Origin of the sequence: Bacillus sp. SM2101 (assembly GCF_018588585.1) — a bacterium.
Taxonomy (GTDB): Bacteria; Bacillota; Bacilli; order Bacillales; family SM2101; genus Nanhaiella; species Nanhaiella sioensis.
The window spans coordinates 13400-30961 of sequence record NZ_JAEUFG010000005.1 but is presented as its reverse complement, the minus strand read 5'-3'; the positions used below and the strand labels follow the sequence as shown (position 1 = coordinate 30961).

At 34.0% G+C, this 17562-nt stretch carries 17 protein-coding genes; 11 read left to right on the top strand and 6 right to left on the bottom strand.

Annotated elements, in window-relative coordinates; translation table 11 throughout:
* Positions 1–46: 46 nt before the first annotated feature.
* On the bottom strand, positions 47–178 hold the full coding sequence (locus tag JM172_RS25105; protein ID WP_284730440.1) for a hypothetical protein: 132 nt from the start codon (positions 176–178) through the stop codon (positions 47–49).
* A gap of 172 nt (positions 179–350) precedes the next feature.
* Between JM172_RS25105 and JM172_RS06080 the strand changes: the two genes are divergently transcribed.
* The gene (locus JM172_RS06080) at positions 351–1040 is read left to right on the top strand and encodes a class I SAM-dependent methyltransferase (RefSeq protein ID WP_214481215.1); all 690 of its coding nucleotides are present in this window, start codon (positions 351–353) and stop codon (positions 1038–1040) included.
* 146 nt (positions 1041–1186) lie between these two features.
* Here the strand turns inward: JM172_RS06080 and yjcZ are convergent, their stop codons facing one another.
* Positions 1187–1297 carry a sporulation protein YjcZ gene (yjcZ, locus tag JM172_RS06075; protein ID WP_214481214.1) on the bottom strand — a complete coding sequence of 37 codons (111 nt, stop codon included), beginning with the start codon at positions 1295–1297 and terminating at the stop codon, positions 1187–1189.
* Positions 1298–1735: 438 nt separating this feature from the next.
* Between yjcZ and JM172_RS06070 the strand changes: the two genes are divergently transcribed.
* Both JM172_RS06070 and JM172_RS06065 read left to right on the top strand, forming a co-directional pair.
* A complete protein-coding gene (locus JM172_RS06070; RefSeq protein ID WP_214481409.1) occupies positions 1736–2035 on the top strand; it encodes a DUF4870 domain-containing protein in 300 nt (99 codons plus the stop codon).
* A 393-nt stretch (positions 2036–2428) separates the two neighbouring features.
* Complete coding sequence (locus JM172_RS06065) at positions 2429–3214, top strand: nucleotidyltransferase domain-containing protein (protein ID WP_214481213.1); 786 nt, start codon at positions 2429–2431, stop codon at positions 3212–3214.
* 87 nt (positions 3215–3301) lie between these two features.
* On the opposite strand, the gene JM172_RS25100 is transcribed toward JM172_RS06065, so the two are convergent.
* The 3 genes from JM172_RS25100 to metA form a co-directional block, all read right to left on the bottom strand.
* Entirely contained in the window at positions 3302–3430 is a 129-nt protein-coding gene (locus tag JM172_RS25100) for a hypothetical protein (protein ID WP_284730433.1), read from the bottom strand.
* Between the two features lie 286 nt (positions 3431–3716).
* Positions 3717–4412, bottom strand: coding sequence for an endonuclease (locus JM172_RS06060; protein ID WP_214481212.1), 696 nt, complete (start codon positions 4410–4412; stop codon positions 3717–3719).
* 29 nt (positions 4413–4441) lie between these two features.
* Entirely contained in the window at positions 4442–5350 is a 909-nt protein-coding gene (metA, locus tag JM172_RS06055; protein WP_214481211.1) for a homoserine O-acetyltransferase MetA, read from the bottom strand.
* A 464-nt stretch (positions 5351–5814) separates the two neighbouring features.
* Here metA and JM172_RS06050 point away from each other — a divergent pair, with 464 nt between their 5' ends.
* The 6 genes from JM172_RS06050 to JM172_RS06025 all read left to right on the top strand — a co-directional run bounded on the left by JM172_RS06050 (position 5815) and on the right by JM172_RS06025 (position 13776).
* Positions 5815–7503, top strand: a complete 1689-nt coding sequence (locus JM172_RS06050) for a formate--tetrahydrofolate ligase (protein WP_214481210.1) — start codon at positions 5815–5817, stop codon at positions 7501–7503.
* Between the two features lie 4 nt (positions 7504–7507).
* Entirely contained in the window at positions 7508–8029 is a 522-nt protein-coding gene (locus tag JM172_RS06045; RefSeq protein WP_214481209.1) for a hypothetical protein, read from the top strand.
* A gap of 78 nt (positions 8030–8107) precedes the next feature.
* Positions 8108–8587 (top strand): glutathione peroxidase, encoded by a 480-nt coding sequence (locus tag JM172_RS06040; RefSeq protein ID WP_214481208.1) that lies wholly within the window; start codon positions 8108–8110, stop codon positions 8585–8587.
* A 558-nt stretch (positions 8588–9145) separates the two neighbouring features.
* Positions 9146–9988 (top strand): DegV family protein, encoded by an 843-nt coding sequence (locus JM172_RS06035; RefSeq protein WP_214481207.1) that lies wholly within the window; start codon positions 9146–9148, stop codon positions 9986–9988.
* Positions 9989–11251: 1263 nt separating this feature from the next.
* Positions 11252–11896, top strand: a complete 645-nt coding sequence (locus tag JM172_RS06030) for an HD domain-containing protein (protein WP_214481206.1) — start codon at positions 11252–11254, stop codon at positions 11894–11896.
* Complete coding sequence (locus JM172_RS06025) at positions 11893–13776, top strand: ABC-F family ATP-binding cassette domain-containing protein (protein WP_214481407.1); 1884 nt, start codon at positions 11893–11895, stop codon at positions 13774–13776. The genes JM172_RS06030 and JM172_RS06025 overlap by 4 nt, the downstream gene beginning before the upstream one ends.
* Positions 13777–14258: 482 nt before the next feature.
* Here JM172_RS06025 and JM172_RS06020 read toward each other — a convergent pair whose 3' ends face one another.
* Positions 14259–15233, bottom strand: a complete 975-nt coding sequence (locus JM172_RS06020) for a C40 family peptidase (protein WP_214481205.1) — start codon at positions 15231–15233, stop codon at positions 14259–14261.
* Positions 15234–15479: 246 nt separating this feature from the next.
* Here JM172_RS06020 and JM172_RS06015 point away from each other — a divergent pair, with 246 nt between their 5' ends.
* Together JM172_RS06015 and cuyB are read left to right on the top strand one after the other, a co-directional pair.
* Entirely contained in the window at positions 15480–16613 is a 1134-nt protein-coding gene (locus JM172_RS06015; RefSeq protein WP_214481204.1) for a conserved virulence factor C family protein, read from the top strand.
* A gap of 179 nt (positions 16614–16792) precedes the next feature.
* Positions 16793–17503 carry a cysteate racemase gene (gene cuyB / locus JM172_RS06010; protein WP_214481203.1) on the top strand — a complete coding sequence of 237 codons (711 nt, stop codon included), beginning with the start codon at positions 16793–16795 and terminating at the stop codon, positions 17501–17503.
* The last annotated feature ends 59 nt before the right edge of the window (positions 17504–17562 follow it).

The window sequence follows — 17562 nt, the reverse complement described above, 5'->3', positions numbered from 1 at the left end:
GCTTGATAACGATGCTCAAGCTCTCATTCGATCATATTAGCTATTGTTATTCGTACAAATCAGATTTATCTCGTTGGTCTTTATTTCGTTTATTGCCCTTGCTATTATCACCGGCTACTATTTTACCACGTACTTCACCATTAGTTGGTGAATTTTGATTCTTGCTCCCGTAATTCATTTTTTTAGTCATCATATCAGCTTCTTTCTTACTATTATTGTGTCAATTAGTTGATGTTATCCATCATTTATCTCTTACAAATTTAGTTTGTACAGCCAAACCTTTATTAATCAAGGAATTATCATTAAATTGGCGAATAATAATATAACAGTAATTATAGGAGGTTTATGTAGTGGAGGATTTTAATTGGCATCACCGATCTGGTGAAGAATGGGATAAAAAAGCCGAATTTTGGAATAACAGAAGTGAACAAATGTGGGAAGATGGTAGCCGCAAAACAATTATTCCATTTATTAAGAAGTACTTTAAATTGGGTGGGGTAGTTGCAGATATTGGCTGTGGAGACGGTTATGGATCACAGAAGCTAGCGAAAGAAAATTATCAAGTGGTTGGTATTGATTTATCGAAAGAGATGATTGAGAAAGCAAACCTTTTTAATGATGAGGATAAGTTAACATTTATACAGGCTGACGCTAGAGAACTTCCTTTTACAACTAGCTCAATAGATGCAATTATCGCAATTAATTGTCTGGAATGGACTGAAGACCCAAAGCATGTGTTATTAGAATTTCAGCGTGTCTTAAAACCTAATGGCTTTTTTTGTGCAGGTATATTAGGCCCTACTGCTGCGCCTAGACAACATAGCTATCCTAGACTATTTGGAGAAAGAGTCATATGTAACACGATGATGCCTTGGGAATTTGAGAACTTAGCAAAGTCACATGATTGGGACATTGTAGATGGTCATGGGGTATATAAGAAGGAGGTTCAAGCCGAACTAATTAACAGCTTACCGAAAGAGTTAAAGCAAGCCTTGACTTTCATGTGGGTATCGATGCTAATAAATAAAAGTGATAAATAATGGCTTGTTAAACGAGTTTGTACAATCGCTGTTCTGAATAGATTTAACCTATCCGATAGCAAAGGTAATAAAAAAAACAGGTGGCTGGAAATTACTATCCACCTGTTGTAACTTGCCCATACCTTCTCACTTTTCTGGGAATATGATTAATACCCGTAACCAAGCCCACCGCCACAAGCGACGCCAATGATTATTAACAGTACGAATAAGACAATGACTAATGCAAATATTCCTCCTGAACGAACACCATCAACCATGTTATCACTCCTTAAATGTAATCATATGAGGATGGATTCCAATCCCTCATCAACATTAACATATTCATGCAGTATTAAATTGCCTGTGTATTATTCCTATTTAGTCTCAAAAGTTCAAATTGGTGAGTTGTTCCTATTTTTTTCAGGGCTGTTTCTCCTATACATGGTTGCTTTTCGTTATATAGCTTTATGGATCTTTTCTCTTAAAGGCTATAAAAACATAACATACACATCAGTTACTCATGCAAGTTAAAGAAAGCAACAAAGCTTATAAAAAGGGCATGATTAATTTACAGATGAATAAGCTTGCTATATGGTCATAATTACTTGAATCAATCATAATTAAAAATCATATTTTTGTAACCAATTGAATATTCATACGTATGTAATATTGAATAATATTTTGGAGGTGACATCTTGCCATCAAGTGAAGATCGCATGTTAGCAGCAGTTATATACGTTATTAGTTTTTTTACAGTGTTTTTAGGTCCGTTGGTTATATGGTTAATTAAAAAGGATGAATCATCTTTTGTTGATTATCATGGAAGGATGTATTTTAACTTTTTCATATCATACACCATTTATAGTATAATAAGTATGCTACTAATGCTAATCTTAATAGGATTTATAACTATATGGTTGGTCGGAATTTACATTTTTATTTTTACAGTTGTAGGAGCTATAAAAGCATACCAAGGAGAAGAGTATCATATTCCTTTTGCGATTCGAATGTTATAAGTTGTCATTTATTCAGGCCACATGATTGTGGCCTGTTTTTATTGGTGTTAAAAATTAGTTCACTCAATATTTAAGCGCAACATATCATTTAAGTCGGATTTGTCCAAATGTGATCGTTTAATTCTATTGATAGCTATCATTATAATGGTTAAAATGACCTTATATTTTTGTAAAAGTTAGGTGGTTTTGTTGTCTAATACACAAGGCATATGATTATTACTTGTTGTTTTATCTTGTAACCAAATGGCTGTTAGGGATTGATTGTTGTTTTTCATCTTAAGAAATATAAGCATATACAACTAAAGAGCGTGTATTTCTTTGAGTAATATTATGAGAATCAAAGTTGGAACAAACAGCTATAAAAAACGATCTATTGATAGAGGAGTGGGACTAATGTACGAACATCATAAAAGAGCAGTACAAGTACTAAGTGAACAATTTAAAGATGACCCTAAAGTTCGGGCACTGTTAATAGGTGGCTCAGTTGCCAAAGGTTACGCTAGTGAAAGTTCGGATGTGGATATAATTTTAATAGCTACAGATAAAGAATTTGAAAGACGTAAGGAGCAGCATGACTTATTTTACTGGTCTGGTGATGAATGTGATTATGAAGGTGGCTATGTAGATGGCAAAATAGTAAATTTGCAATTTTTAGAAGATGTTGCACGTCATGGAAGTGAGCCAGCAAGATTTGCATTTCAAGATGCCATCATTGGCTTTTCAAAAATACCTCAATTAGACATGATATTACAACAAATTACAACATATCCAGTACACGAACAACAACAGAAGATAGAAAAATTTTATGTGCAATTTGAAGCAGCTAGATGGTATGTTGCAGAAGCTGAGAAGAGGAATGACAAATATTTGATGATGCACATCGTTTCATCACTCGTCCTATTTGGTGGGAGGTTAATATTGGCTCAGAACAAAGTACTGTATCCTTATCATAAATGGTTCATGAAAGTGTTAAGTGAACTTGACAACAAACCTACAAATTTTATGGAATTAACAAACGATTTACTGTCTTCCCCAAGCAGTAAAAATGCCGAGCTTTTTTGTAAAAGTATAGAGCAATTTGCAGATTGGCCCACGATAAAAGAAGGGTGGCCTAACCGCTTTTTGGTTGATACAGAATGGAGTTGGATGAATCAACGAACACCTGTGGCGGATTTATAAAGCCTTTAAGTATATGACGATAAGAATTACAGGATGACTATTAACAGGCTCAATTGCATTTAGAAATGCAATTGAGCCTTATGAAAATTAAATATGCCAACGCCAGTATGCTAATTGTTTCTGCTTCATTTCTTCTATATTCTTTTTTATAACCTCATGCCTTACTCTTTCTTCAGGAGTCATTTTAAAAAGTGTAAATAATTTCAATATAGACATTTCTCGATCTTCCTTTCTTTTTTATTACGACATGATTTATATATTCAACAGGAAGATTGTTGATTAATGAAAAAAGGTAAAAAGGTAAAAAGGCACAAAAAGTAAAATAATTAATAAAATTCAGAAAACTGCAAAAACGGACGTTCTCGACAGAAATGAGACAGTCCGTTTTTTAACATATTTGATTTGTTGAACTTCTTCAAGTAAAAAGTTAGTTTGCTAAAATAGGTCGAAAGTCGATACAGCTTAAATCGTGGTGTCGGTCCGAAACGCTTATGATTGAAGATCATCTGTTACATAGGATATTTTGAAATAAATGATCATCATCTAGTAATTTCACCATTTGTTTAATGTCATCAGTAACAAATAAATTAGAGATATGGTGTTTTTCTAACACCCAAGAGTTATACTCAATTTCCCATACTTCAGGGGGATCACATTTTGCCCAGTATCGATAAGTATGTAAATGATCCATATGCAACTCTTGAATATTATAAACTAACATCATATATAGCATCGTTCTAGCTATATTTCCTCTACTTACATGCGGAATAATCCATTCGTTTTCATAGTCAATACCAAAATCAGTGTAGTTATGTGGTACGCTCAATTTTAAGCGGTGTATAACTTTATCATTTTCTATATCAAATGGTAGGTGTCCTCTGTGTGAGTTGACTTTTTTATGTGCAGCAGCAAAGTTAAGTGGGTTTACTGTTGCACCTTTAATTACATTGACATTAGCTTTTTTCATGGCTAAATACTTTTTCATAGTACTTTGAGGGAAGATATGTTCGATGCTATGTTTGCTAGTTTTTTGTAAAATGTCAATCTCGACCCCTGCGTACACTGATTTAACATAGCTATAATCACTAGTGAAAAATGACCAAAAAAGATCAAACTTGTTATTTCTTGATAAGGAGCTATAAAATTTATGGTGTGTATATACACCACCAGCTAACTCAATGAAGCATTGTTGATTCATTGGCATCCACTCCTATTAACAGGACTTGTTTATTCCCAAATATATGGTGTTTCTTGATATACATAATAATTAAGCCAATTTACAAATAATAAATTGGCGTGTGAACGCCAAGAATGAATAGGTTGTTTTGAAGGATCATTATTTGGAAAATAATGATTTGGCACATGAATAGAGATTCCTTTTGAAGTATCTCGTTCATATTCTTCTTTCAACGTGTATTCATCATATTCTAAATGTCCAGTAAGAAATATCCTTTTTCCATCGTTTGAGGTAACGAGACAAACACCAGCTTCATCAGATGTAGATAAAATAGTTAAATTAGTATTCTCCTCAATCTCTTCTTGTTTTACGGTCGTATATCTAGAAACAGGTACGTTAAATATATCGTCAAAACCACGTAAAAGAGTAATGTTTTTATAAAGGCGTCGATGTTGAAAAATGCCAGAGCATTTCTTTTGGAGGGGATATTTATTTACACCATAATGATGAAATAGCCCTGCTTGAGCACCCCAACAAATATGAAGTGTTGATGTGACATTTGTAGTAGTCCAATCCATGATTTCCTTTAATTCGTCCCAATAATTTACCTCAGTAAAAGAAAGTTGTTCAACAGGAGCACCTGTAATAATCATGCCATCGAACTTTTTATCTCTTACCTCATCAAAAGTTCTATAAAACTGGTCGAGATGTGATTTTTTTGTTGTCTTAGATTCATGTGTTGTTGGTCTTAATAAAGTAATATTAACTTGTAAAGGGGAATTTCCTAACAACCTTAGCAACCTTGTTTCTGTTTTTTCTTTTTCGGGCATAATATTTAAGATCACAATATTTAGAGGGCGAATATCTTGTGAATATGCCCTTAACTCATCCATTACAAAGATATTTTCCTTCTCCAGTATTTCTTTAGCTGGTAAGTTATGAGGAATATTAATTGGCATCCGGTTCAACTCCTTTATGTAAATATTCATATTATATAAACTATTAATAAATTATTCAATGAAAAATTGTATTCACTTATTCAGGATTTTTATCGCAACATTGTTGCTGTTTTGCGAATTAATAGGCTTATTGGGTATGTTTTGTTGCTAAATTTACAAAATTGCGCCTGTAATCTTATGTTTTATACGATTGTCATCGATTATTAAAAAGAAATAACGTCATTAGTTTAGTTATAAAACGAACTAGTTGATTAAAAAACAATAGCGAATAGGATTTTTATTGTCTTTACCTTTAGAAGGAACGATACTATATATTCTAGTATTATTACAACGAGTATTTATAATCAATGTAAATTCAATAATAATTTATATATAATTCATTTTTCTCTCTACTTGAATTATTGAGAAGTGGTACAATAAATTTGTAAAATGACTCATAAAAAGAATGAATATGGGGGATACATATGAGCACAAAAATGACAATTAAATCAGATATTGAAATAGCTCAAAAAGCAGAAATGAAACCGATTACAGAAATAGCTAGCCAACTTGATCTGACACGAGAAGAAGTGGAGCCATATGGTCATTATAAAGCTAAGATTTCTTTGAATGCTATGGATCGTTTGAAAACGAAGCAAGATGGTAAAGTCATTTTAGTAACGGCTATTAACCCTACTGCAGCTGGTGAGGGTAAGTCTACAGTTACAGTTGGATTAGGTCAAGCATTTACTAAATTAGGGAAAAAAGCAATTATTGCAATGAGAGAGCCTTCTTTAGGACCAACTATGGGGATCAAAGGCGGAGCGTCAGGTGGTGGCTACTCACAAGTTATTCCTATGGAAGATATAAATTTACATTTTACTGGAGATTTACATGCGATTACTACAGCAAATAATACGCTCGCAGCTATCATCGATAACCACATTCATCATGGGAATAAACTGAAAATCGATCAACGAAGAATCAATTGGAAACGTGCTGTCGATTTAAACGATCGCGCTTTACGTCAGGTCGTTATCGGATTGGGTGGACCTATTCAAGGAGTCCCACGTGAAGATGGTTTTGATATTACGGTTGCGTCCGAAATTATGGCTATTTTTTGTCTAGCAACAGATATACATGATCTCAAAAATAGGCTTTCAAATATTGTTGTAGCATATAATTTTGATAAACAGCCTGTAACAGTTAGAGATTTAGGTGTAGAAGGAGCGTTGACCTTACTTCTTAAAGATGCACTTAAACCTAATTTAGTACAAACACTTGAGCACACTCCTGCGCTTATACATGGTGGTCCTTTTGCTAATATTGCACATGGGTGCAACAGTGTTATCGCTACGAAAATGGCTTCTAAGCTTGGGGATTATGTTATAACTGAAGCTGGTTTTGGAGCGGATTTGGGAGCAGAAAAATTCCTGAATATAAAAGCGAGAACAGCAGGAATTGACCCTGCTGCTGTAGTTATTGTTGCTACGATCCGTGCGTTAAAAATGCATGGAGGAGTAAATAAAAATAATTTAAAAGAAAAAAACGTGTCTGCGTTAAATGCTGGGTTAGAAAATCTTCAGAAGCATATTGAAACTGTCAAAGCGTTTGGGTTACCGTTTGTTGTATCAGTAAATAAATTTGTCACAGACTCTGATGAAGAAATCAACTCTTTGATCGCTTGGTGTAATGACCAAAATTATCCTGTTTCCTTAACTGAAGTATGGGAAAAAGGTGGTCAAGGTGGTGTGGATTTAGCTGGAAAATTATTAGATGTCATGGAATCTACTAACAATCAATTCTCACCGTTATATGACCTTAATGATTCAATCGCTGAAAAAATTAATACAATTGCCACACAAGTTTACGGTGCGGAAAAGGTGGAATTTACCTCTAAAGCTAAAAAGCAAATTGCTCAATTTGAACAGCTGGGTTGGGATCAACTACCTGTTTGTATAGCTAAAACGCAATATTCTTTATCAGATGATCCGACAAAGGCTGGCAGACCGAAAGATTTTACAATTACAGTGAGAGAACTAAAACCATCAATCGGAGCAGGATTCATCGTAGCTTTAACAGGAAATATGATGACTATGCCGGGGTTACCAACAAACCCAGCTGCATTAAATATGGATGTAGATGAAGATGGTAATGCGGTGGGCTTATTCTAGTATTATGAAAAATGGAACTATATTCGACCCTACCGTTTTTGAGAATCTAAAGGTTGTCCTTGAAGGAGAGATATATGATCTTGATTTAGGTGGCACAATAGAAATTATCAATCGGGATGATTTAGTTAACCTTGCAAAGATGTCAAGATCTTATAAGATAAACTTTCGACTAAAAGATAGACAAGGATCACCAGCTGCATACATGAAGCTATCTATGGATGTTGCTAATCTTAGTAAGGAATTATTACAAACACCAGGGCAAAAACCAGGTTGTAGTATAAGTGTAGGGTTTATACAATATTTAAAGTCAGTTGAGGGTATACCGGAACATGCATTAAAAATCGTCAAAAGTGTGTGGGGGCAAGAGTATATTTATCAGCAAACAATATCACATAACCCGAGTGAACAACCAACCTTATACACTCATCATACGGACATTATATTTGACCGTTTTATGTATGAAGAAAATATTGATGATTTGATTGAAATGGTTGATTTTATACTTTGCACCCTTCAACAATTATGAAATTAAACTAATTTTATAGGTGTAATCATTTGATATACCTTAAAACAACTTTTACAATAGTAAACAGGAGGGATAAAGATGTCTATATACGAATTTTCAGCATCAACAATTAAGGGTGAAGCTAAATCTTTACATGATTACGAAGGGCAGGTCGTAATGGTTGTTAACACAGCTAGTAAATGCGGTTTTACTCCACAATATAAACAACTTGAAGAGTTATATAAAACATATAAAGATAAAGGACTTGTAGTATTAGGGTTTCCTTGTGATCAATTTGGAAATCAAGAACCGGGTGATGATGAAGAAATTGAGAGCTTTTGCGAAATTAATTACGGTGTAACATTTCCGATGTTTTCGAAAGTTGATGTGAATGGTGAGGATGCTCATCCGTTATTTACATACTTAAAAGAAGAAGCACCTGGAATTTTAGGTTCGAAAGGAATTAAATGGAATTTCACTAAATTTCTAATTGATAAAAATGGCAAACCCGTATCGAGATTTGCTCCTAAAGTAGAACCATCTGCAATGAAAGAAAATATTGAGCAGTTGCTAAACTAATTGAGCTTTCAATTGTAATACAACTATCGTCATAAGAAGCTGCACCTTCAAAATAGCCGTAGATATTTATGAAGGTGCAGTTTTTATATTTAAGTAAGGTAGGTTAGAAATGATGATTCGTGAAGAGTAGTAACACAATGATCTATTATAATTATGTATGTGTGATCATAATGAGTTAAACAATAAACACCTACACAACTGTTGTTCTTGGCATCTTTTCTTAAGTTAAACGATAATAATAATCTGTTAAATTCCTTCTTACGTTGCTAATTGAAAACAATCGTAACAAACTTTACGAAAGCTGTTTTCGCATGGATTGTTTTTTTCGTATAAAGAAATAAACACGCACACCACAAGAGTTCTTGGCATTCTTTCTTGTTTACAACGATGGCTAACATATAAATGGTACTAATTTGGTATAAAACAAAGTTTACGAAAAGAACTAAGATTCATGAGTTTTTAAAAAAAGTAACAATACTTCCATAAATACTACTTAGAAAAGTATCTAATGAATGTGAATAGCTATAATGTTCAATGAAAAGAAGGGATTGAAGAAATGTGCTAAAAATAGCGTGGGTAACGGATAGCTCAGCTTGCATTAATGAGGAATTACAGCATCACCCTGATGTATACGTTGTACCAATTACGATAATCTTTGATAATCAAGAATATCGGGATGGTGTGGATCTAACGCCTTATGAGTTATACAGTAAATTAAAATCTTCAATCTCCAAACCGAAAACTTCCCAACCATCGGTTGGTCAATTTCAAGCATTGTATGAAAAGTTACAATACAGTTATGATTACATTATTTCAATACATGTTTCTTCGAAATTAAGCGGCACTTATTCTTCAAGCTTTCAAGCAGCACAACAAATTAAAAAACCAATTTATGTAATTGATTCGAAAGTTACCTCATATCCAATGACAGCTTTAATTTCTGAAGGTATTCGACTTAACAGAGCAGGCACAGAAATTAAAGATATCGTATCTTCTATACAAAAATTAGTAGACAAAAATAAAATGTATGTAATAGTTGGTAGTCTTGAGCAGCTATATGCGAGTGGAAGGTTAAATAGTATCCAATTTGTGGTTGGTAGTTTGTTGAAAATTAAACCAATCATCACTTTTAACAATGGTACATTAGCAATCTATGACAAAGTGCGATCAGAACGTAAGGCCTTACATCGCTTCCTTACTATATTGAAAGAAGAAGTCCAACATTCAACAATCTCAGAAGTATATTTATTATATGGATTACGCAGTGATAAAGCACAGGTACTAAAACAAAAAATAGAAAGTTTGTTTCCTTCGTTGAATGTACTTACGTACCCATTTTCTACTTCTCTCGGTGTACATACAGGTGAAGACACAATTGGAATTAGCTGGTTTAATAATTAGGCTCTAACTTTGTTGTTATTGATACAAAATTACGATATTAACAGAAAGTCTCATATGTTATCACAATATTATAGAAGAATAAATGCCATGAAACTATTGTTGTGTCTGTGTTAATTTATTTGTATGCAAAGCAACACGCAATGCGAAAATAATTATGAAAGGTAACTACATATCGTTATAGTGTTGTTTTAAAGGTTACATGTGTGAAAATGAACCTACAACACTAGTATATATTGCACTAAATGAGTAGAAAGTGGTACGCTTCCCTCAATTTTATAGCCTATACTCAATAATTGAGCTATAGTTTCTGCACAATTTGGATTGGTAGGCTCTATAGGAGCATGTAAGCTTGAGTATAATGAAACGAATTGGTTTGTTGTAGGATTACAGACAATCATTATTACATGACGTCCATACCAAGCTGTGCCAATTGTTGATTGCGTTTGGGGAGGATGTTGATGAAAGCAACTATTATTATTTATGTGAACCAGATCCTTTCAATTTTTCTCTCTTCATACCTGTAAACTAACAAAGTCTAAACAAGAAGCATTAATTGGTGTATGAGCTCCAGCCTATTTTGGGGACAACCATGTTAGTGCATGTTCATAAAATAGCATAATTAACAAGCCTGTTTTCGTATTGAAAGTTGTTTATCGTTCCATCAAATCACAAACGTATATAAGTAAGTTTCGGGGCATCGCTATAAAACGATGTTTTTATATGCTATTTTACGAATTATCGCAACAAGGTTTACGAAAAGGGTCTATACCCATTAAATACTATGAATATAAGACATATGCTTAATGCTTAGTTTAAAAGCAACAAGTATTACAAGTGAACCTTGATATTTAGTTGCTTTAATATTAAATCTTCATCATTATATGCATGTTGTTAGTCAAATGTCCCTACTTAAAATGATTCCACAATAATCCTTCCGTCATGTTACAATGTGTTGAGAAAGAAATAGGCTTATGTCTGTTTTTTTAAAAAGTGGCTTTTTTTGGCATTGAAAGTTTTTTTTGAACTCTTAAATATAGACGAATACAACTTGGGCATACTATCTCATTTTAAATGATGTCAATTGCATAAATTTATTTGGTGCTATCCAATATTTGCCTTAAAAGCTTCAAACTTTACGAAAAACGCTGCATTATTAAATTGTCGGTTATATAGTATTTTAAAAGAGTGGATGTTCTTTTTTTGCTGTTACAACGGACAAGATATATAGTGTAAAACGTCCAATAATTTAAACAGGTGATATTAATGAATGCAGAAATGATAAAAATTACTGAACAATTTGTAAAATCAATATTAGTTGATGACCGAACGGGTCATGACTATTTTCATATACATCGCGTTAGAAACTTGGCATTACATATAGGTAAAATTGAAAGGTCAAATCTTTTTATAGTTGAAATGGCTGCGTTGTTACACGATACGATAGATGACAAAATTATGGATGATCCAAAAGGTGCAATTAAACACGTAACAAGCTTTCTGCATTCAAACGGAGTAAAATCTGTCGATACTGAACATATAATGGATATCATTACCTCACTTTCGTTTAAAGGAGGAAATGGAGTTCCAATGAAATCCCTTGAAGGTCGAGTTGTTCAAGATGCAGATAGATTAGACGCATTAGGTGCGATCGGTATAGCTCGTGCATTTACATACGGTGGCATAAAGGGACATGTACTTTATGACCCTGATATACCGTTAAGGGAAAGCATGACGTATGAGCAATATCGATATGAGCAAAGTACAACAATTAACCACTTTTATGAGAAATTATTACGCCTTTCAGATAAAATGAACACGGAAGAAGGAAAGAAGATAGCGCAACAAAGGCATGTTTTTATAGAAAAGTACTTATTACAATTTTTTGAGGAATGGAATGGTCAACTATGAAATTACTAACAGTAGAAAATTTCACAAAAAGCTATACAGAAAGGACGTTGTTTGAAAACATATCTTTCAGTATAACGTCCGGTGATCGAATTGGGGTCATAGGTGTAAACGGAACAGGGAAATCAACTTTGTTAAAGCTTATTGCTGGAGAAGAAACTCCTGATGAAGGTCAAATGATGTGTTCAAAAGGCTATACAATAAGCTATTTAGCTCAGCAACCAGTATTTAAAGAAAACCATTCAGTGCTTGATCAAGTTTTTCATGGTGATACGCCACTTATTAACTTATTAAAAGAGTACGAGCACATTTTATTAAAACTAGCAGATGAACCGACAAATGAAAAAATCCAACAAGCGTTGTTTACTACACAGCAACGTATGGATGCTATGAATGCTTGGGAAGCGAATTCAAATGCAAAAGCAATACTAACTAAGCTCGGTATCAAAGATTATTCACAACAAATTGGCGAGCTATCAGGAGGACAAAAAAAGAGAGTGTCATTAGCACAGGCATTGATAGCAGAACCTGATTTATTAATTTTAGATGAGCCAACGAACCATTTAGATTATGAGACAATCATGTGGTTAGAAGATTATTTAGCTAAGTTTAATGGGGCTATATTGCTCGTAACACACGATCGGTATTTTTTAGATCGAGTTACAAATCGCATCTTGGAGTTGGATAATGGTAACTTATATAGTTATGCAGGCGGGTATTCATCTTATTTAGAAGGAAAAGCGTTAAGAGAAGAACAAGCACAGGCTAGTGAGGAAAAACGTCAGAATCTATACCGTTATGAACTCGCTTGGATAAAAAGAGGCGCAAAAGCAAGAACAACGAAACAAAAGGCGAGAATAAAGCGCTTTGAGGAATTAGAAAATAGTAAATTTACAACAAATGAAAGCAAGTTGGATATATCATTACAATCTAGCCGTCTAGGGAAGAAGGTAGTTGAATTAGAAAATGTCACCAAATCTTACGGGGACAAAACCATTTTAGTAGATTTTAACCTGTTAATAAAGCGGGGAGACCGCATCGGTATCGTTGGGGAGAATGGATCTGGGAAATCTACATTGCTAAATTTAATAGCAGGAAAAATAACGCCTGACGATGGAAAATTCTCAGTCGGTCCAACTGTTAAAATTGGATACTATACTCAAGAAACCTTTCATATGAATGAAAATCAACGGATCATTGAATATGTGAAGGAGTCAAGAGAAGTTATAGAAACGATAGATGGTCACACAATTTCTGCTGCTCAAATGCTAGAGCGATTCTTATTTCCGATGCATACTCACGGTACACCGATTCGTAAACTTTCTGGTGGAGAGAGAAAACGACTATTTTTATTAAAAATATTAATGGATGCACCAAATGTTTTATTACTCGATGAACCAACAAATGACCTTGATACTAAAACTTTGACAATATTAGAAGATTATTTAGATGAGTTCCCAGGTGTTGTAATCACTGTATCACACGACCGATACTTTTTGGACAAAATAGCGGAACAAATTCTCGTTTTTCAAGGTGATGGACATGTGAAAACACACTTTGGTTCATACACAGCTTTTATTGAACAGCGTTCTGAAAAGACGATAGTGAAAGAATTACAAAAAGACAAAGAAGTTCCGAAAAAAGAAAAGAAGCAAATCCGCAAACTAACTTACAAGGAACAAAAAGAGTGGGAAACAATTGAAGATCGGATCGCAGAAATGGAACGAACTTGTGAACACCTGACGCAACAAATTGAACAAACAGGAAGTGATTTTGAAACTGCTCAATCACTAATGAAGGAACATGAGGATACTACAAAACAATTAGAACAGTTGATGGAACGTTGGGAAGAATTATCTGAAATCATAGAAGCAACTAAATGAAACTCTATGTTATGGAGCTGAATTGTTGTATTAATGTTTGTCAATTATGCATGCACTAAACTGAACATGGATCCCGTTTGTTTGAGAACAACTGCCGAATAATTAACTTTGATTTGATATAAGTCACCAGCTAAAAAACATAATTCTGTATAACTTTTTAAGGCTCTTCTCATCGTTGCTATTAAAAGCCAAATTATTACCAAAGAAAGTAGTTTTACATGGTTAGTCATTGTTGTACAGAAGAAAAAGGTGCCACGAAATCTAATTGTGTACGCATTTATTACGAAAGGCAATATTTAATGCGAAAACATCCTTTGTTAAATACCTACACCTTTGGTTGTTAGTTTACAGTGCCATTCACATTCTCATGTCATATGAAAGTTCAACTTTTACAGTTGGACTTTTTGTATGGCTTAATCATTGTTGATAGAAATAATATATCTATTCCTAGTTTAGTAGACATACACACTGTAGAAGGTTTCTTAGTATTGGACAACTCGCTTTGCTCCCAAATATCGAGAGTTCCAGTAGGAGTTACTAAGATGACTAACTGTAACGCCAACCGATGAATCAGTATGAATAAATTGGTTATTCCCAATGTAAATTCCAGCATGAGAAGGCCCTGGCTTATACGTTTCAAAAAAAACAATATCACCGATGCTTGGATTTTGGACGTCAACAGTAAAATTCCATATGTCACTGACTGTTCTAGGGATTTTGATGCTTTTTTGATCAAATACAAAAGTTAAAAAGCCGCTGCAATCAAAGCCGCTAGGTGAAGTTCCACCCCAAACATATGGGCTTCCGATGTATTTTTGCGCAATTGTGATCAAGGATGTATCAACAGAGTTCACTGTCGTTTGTTTTGCTGGTTTGATATATATTGTTTTACCAACCTTATTCTTATTTGTTTCAAGGTGTTGCAATGTTTGTCGTCCAGCTATGCCATCAATTGTCAACTTATTACGTTGCTGATATGTTTTTACTGCTGCTAATGTAAGTGGACCGAATATTCCATCAACATGTCCTTCGTAATAACTTAGGTTTTGTAATTGGTGTTGTAATTTTACTACCTCTTCACCTGTGGAACCGTATGACAGAACTTTTTGCTTGTGGAGTGTATCAAACTTAGCTAATTTAGTTAACGTCTTTTGATCGGTAATGCCATCTGTAGCTAACTGTGTTTTACTTTGAAATAATTGTACAGCTTCCTTCGTTTTCTTACCATAAACCCCGTCAATATGACTATGATACATTGACAGGTTTTTAAGCTTTAGTTGAAGTGTTTTTACTGCTTGCCCAGTATGTCCATAACGTAATTGTTCTTTCTTTAGTTCCCGCACACTTAAAATATCGGAATTTACAGATGTGTTTATTGGCAATGACGTACTTAATACAACAGTGGCGGCAACTGATGATAAAACAAAGTTATACTTTGTTCCTGTTGATAACTTCATGTTTGACCTCCATTCCAATAAAGTGTCATTTTAAATAAGTAAAATTACCTGAGCTTAGAAAAAGGGGAATGATTTATAACATTAATATTTGTGAATAAGATTGATTATGACAAATTAACAGTAAATTTGCTCATCTTTTGTAGAAATATATCGGACAACTTTTTAAAAGTGAGTGTAATGGATGGAAGGACGTACGTATGTTAAAATTATTTTTACTATACTTGTAGTAAAAAAGGGGAGATTAGTTTGAAGATCAATACAATTGAACCAACACCTAGTCCAAATACAATGAAAATTATCTTAAACAAAGAATTACCCTCTGGAAAAAGTAATAATTATAAGAGAGAGAATAGCGAAAGTGCACCACAAATCATTCAAGACATTTTGTCGATTGATGGTGTGAAAGGAGTATACCATGTTGCTGATTTTTTAGCTGTAGAACGTAATGCAAAGTATGATTGGCAAGAGATCTTACCAAAAGTAAGGGAGGCTTTTGGGGAAGATATTGAAGAATCTAGCGATACACGTCAAGAAGTTGCTGATACATTTGGGGATGTAAAAGTTTTTGTGCAAATGATCCAATTTATTCCAATGCAAGTGAAATTACTAGATGGACAAACTGAAAAACGGTATGGCTTACCAGAGCGATTTAAAGAAGCAGTATTAACAATGCAATCATCCGTAAATAATGTCGTTAGTGATAGACAATGGCAGGAATATGGAACTCGTTATGGTGATATTGAAGATGTTGGTTCAGAGGTGGTTGAGGAATTAATAGCTGTTTATGATGAAGACCGCTTAAATAGACTAGTTGATGCAGCAAAGAAAAAAGATCATACCGCAGCAAGTCATTTGTTAAAAAACAGCTACAAAGTAACAGCTGAAATGCTAGAAAATGCTGATTGGACTAAACGGTATGCGGCACTAGAACAAATGGAGCCAACTGAGGAAGATATTCCAGTTTTAGCACAAGCATTAAATGATGATAAAGCTTCGATACGACGTCTCGCTACCGTGTACTTAGGCATGATAGAAAAACCAGTTGTGTTACCATATTTATATAAAGCGTTGACTGATAAGAGTATAACAGTTAGAAGAACGGCTGGGGATTGCTTATCAGATATTGGAGATCCAAGTGCGACTGGGGCAATGATTAAAGCTTTACAAGATCCGAGTAAATTAGTACGGTGGAGAGCAGCGATGTTTTTATATGAAGTTGGAGACGATTCAGCATTGCCTGCTTTAATTGAAGCTCAAAATGATCCGGAATTTGAAGTAAGTATGCAAATGAAACTAGCAATTGAACGAATTAAAGAAGGGGAAGAAGCGAAAGGGTCTGTTTGGAAACAGATGACGGATAGTAGGAATAACAAAGATTAATATATAAGATGTATATATTCAAATCAGGTGTAGAGTTTATTACACCTGGTTTTTTGTTGGTAATGATTATACGGATCATTAAATGTTTCTATCATTAAATAGAACTTTTCTATAAGTCAATGAAGCAAAATAAAACTATAATTTACTTCATACTTAATGATTATTTTAAGGTTGTGATAATGATGGAGAGCAAAAAAGTAGGCATAATAGGTGGTATGGGCCCGAAGGCAACAGTAGATTTAATGAATAAAATAATTAATAATACGCCAGCCAAACATGATCAAGACCATCTTCACCTCATTGTGGATAGCAACTCACAAATTCCTGATCGCACTTCAGCAATTATAGGTGAAGGCTTAGATCCGACACCATCAATTGTAGCATCTGCACAACGGCTACAAAAGGCTGGTGCAGATTTATTAATGATTGCGTGTAATACTGCACACTTTTTCTACAAGGCTGTTATACACTCAGTTGATATACCGGTGATCCATATGCCAATTGAAACTGCGAAATATTTACAAGAGCACAAATTCAAGAGAGTCGGTTTATTAGCTACTGATGGTACTTTACAATCTAACTTGTATCAGCATTGTTTAAATAAATATGACATTGCCCTTATCAATTCAAACAAAGACATGCAAGCATATGTTATGAAAGGGATATATTCTATAAAAGGTGGTAAACTAGAAACGGGATTATTTTACTTATCAGCTATCGCTAAAGAGTTGAAGGAACTTGGAGCTGATGCAATTATTGCAGGTTGTACCGAAATACCACTTGTGCTTCAATCAACAAAACAATTGATTGTGGTAGACCCAACTGAAATTATTGCAAAAAAGGTCGTACACATAGCAACAAATATGAATAATGAATTACTTTCTGTATAAAGCAAGCGTATAACTTAGTAGAGTGATAAGTTAGAAGAGTGAGAAAACAAAAGGGTGGG

Coding starts and splice junctions, on each gene's coding strand:
- JM172_RS25105 (WP_284730440.1), bottom strand. CDS start 178: ATGAATTACGGGAGCAAGAATCAAAATTCACCAACTAATGGTGAAGTA.
- yjcZ (WP_214481214.1), bottom strand. CDS start 1,297: ATGGTTGATGGTGTTCGTTCAGGAGGAATATTTGCATTAGTCATTGTC.
- JM172_RS06070 (WP_214481409.1), top strand. CDS start 1,736: ATGTTAGCAGCAGTTATATACGTTATTAGTTTTTTTACAGTGTTTTTA.
- JM172_RS06065 (WP_214481213.1), top strand. CDS start 2,429: ATGTACGAACATCATAAAAGAGCAGTACAAGTACTAAGTGAACAATTT.
- JM172_RS25100 (WP_284730433.1), bottom strand. CDS start 3,430: ATGTCTATATTGAAATTATTTACACTTTTTAAAATGACTCCTGAAGAA.
- JM172_RS06060 (WP_214481212.1), bottom strand. CDS start 4,412: ATGAATCAACAATGCTTCATTGAGTTAGCTGGTGGTGTATATACACAC.
- metA (WP_214481211.1), bottom strand. CDS start 5,350: ATGCCAATTAATATTCCTCATAACTTACCAGCTAAAGAAATACTGGAG.
- JM172_RS06050 (WP_214481210.1), top strand. CDS start 5,815: ATGAGCACAAAAATGACAATTAAATCAGATATTGAAATAGCTCAAAAA.
- JM172_RS06045 (WP_214481209.1), top strand. CDS start 7,508: ATGAAAAATGGAACTATATTCGACCCTACCGTTTTTGAGAATCTAAAG.
- JM172_RS06040 (WP_214481208.1), top strand. CDS start 8,108: ATGTCTATATACGAATTTTCAGCATCAACAATTAAGGGTGAAGCTAAA.
- JM172_RS06030 (WP_214481206.1), top strand. CDS start 11,252: ATGAATGCAGAAATGATAAAAATTACTGAACAATTTGTAAAATCAATA.
- JM172_RS06025 (WP_214481407.1), top strand. CDS start 11,893: ATGAAATTACTAACAGTAGAAAATTTCACAAAAAGCTATACAGAAAGG.
- JM172_RS06020 (WP_214481205.1), bottom strand. CDS start 15,233: ATGAAGTTATCAACAGGAACAAAGTATAACTTTGTTTTATCATCAGTT.
- cuyB (WP_214481203.1), top strand. CDS start 16,793: ATGATGGAGAGCAAAAAAGTAGGCATAATAGGTGGTATGGGCCCGAAG.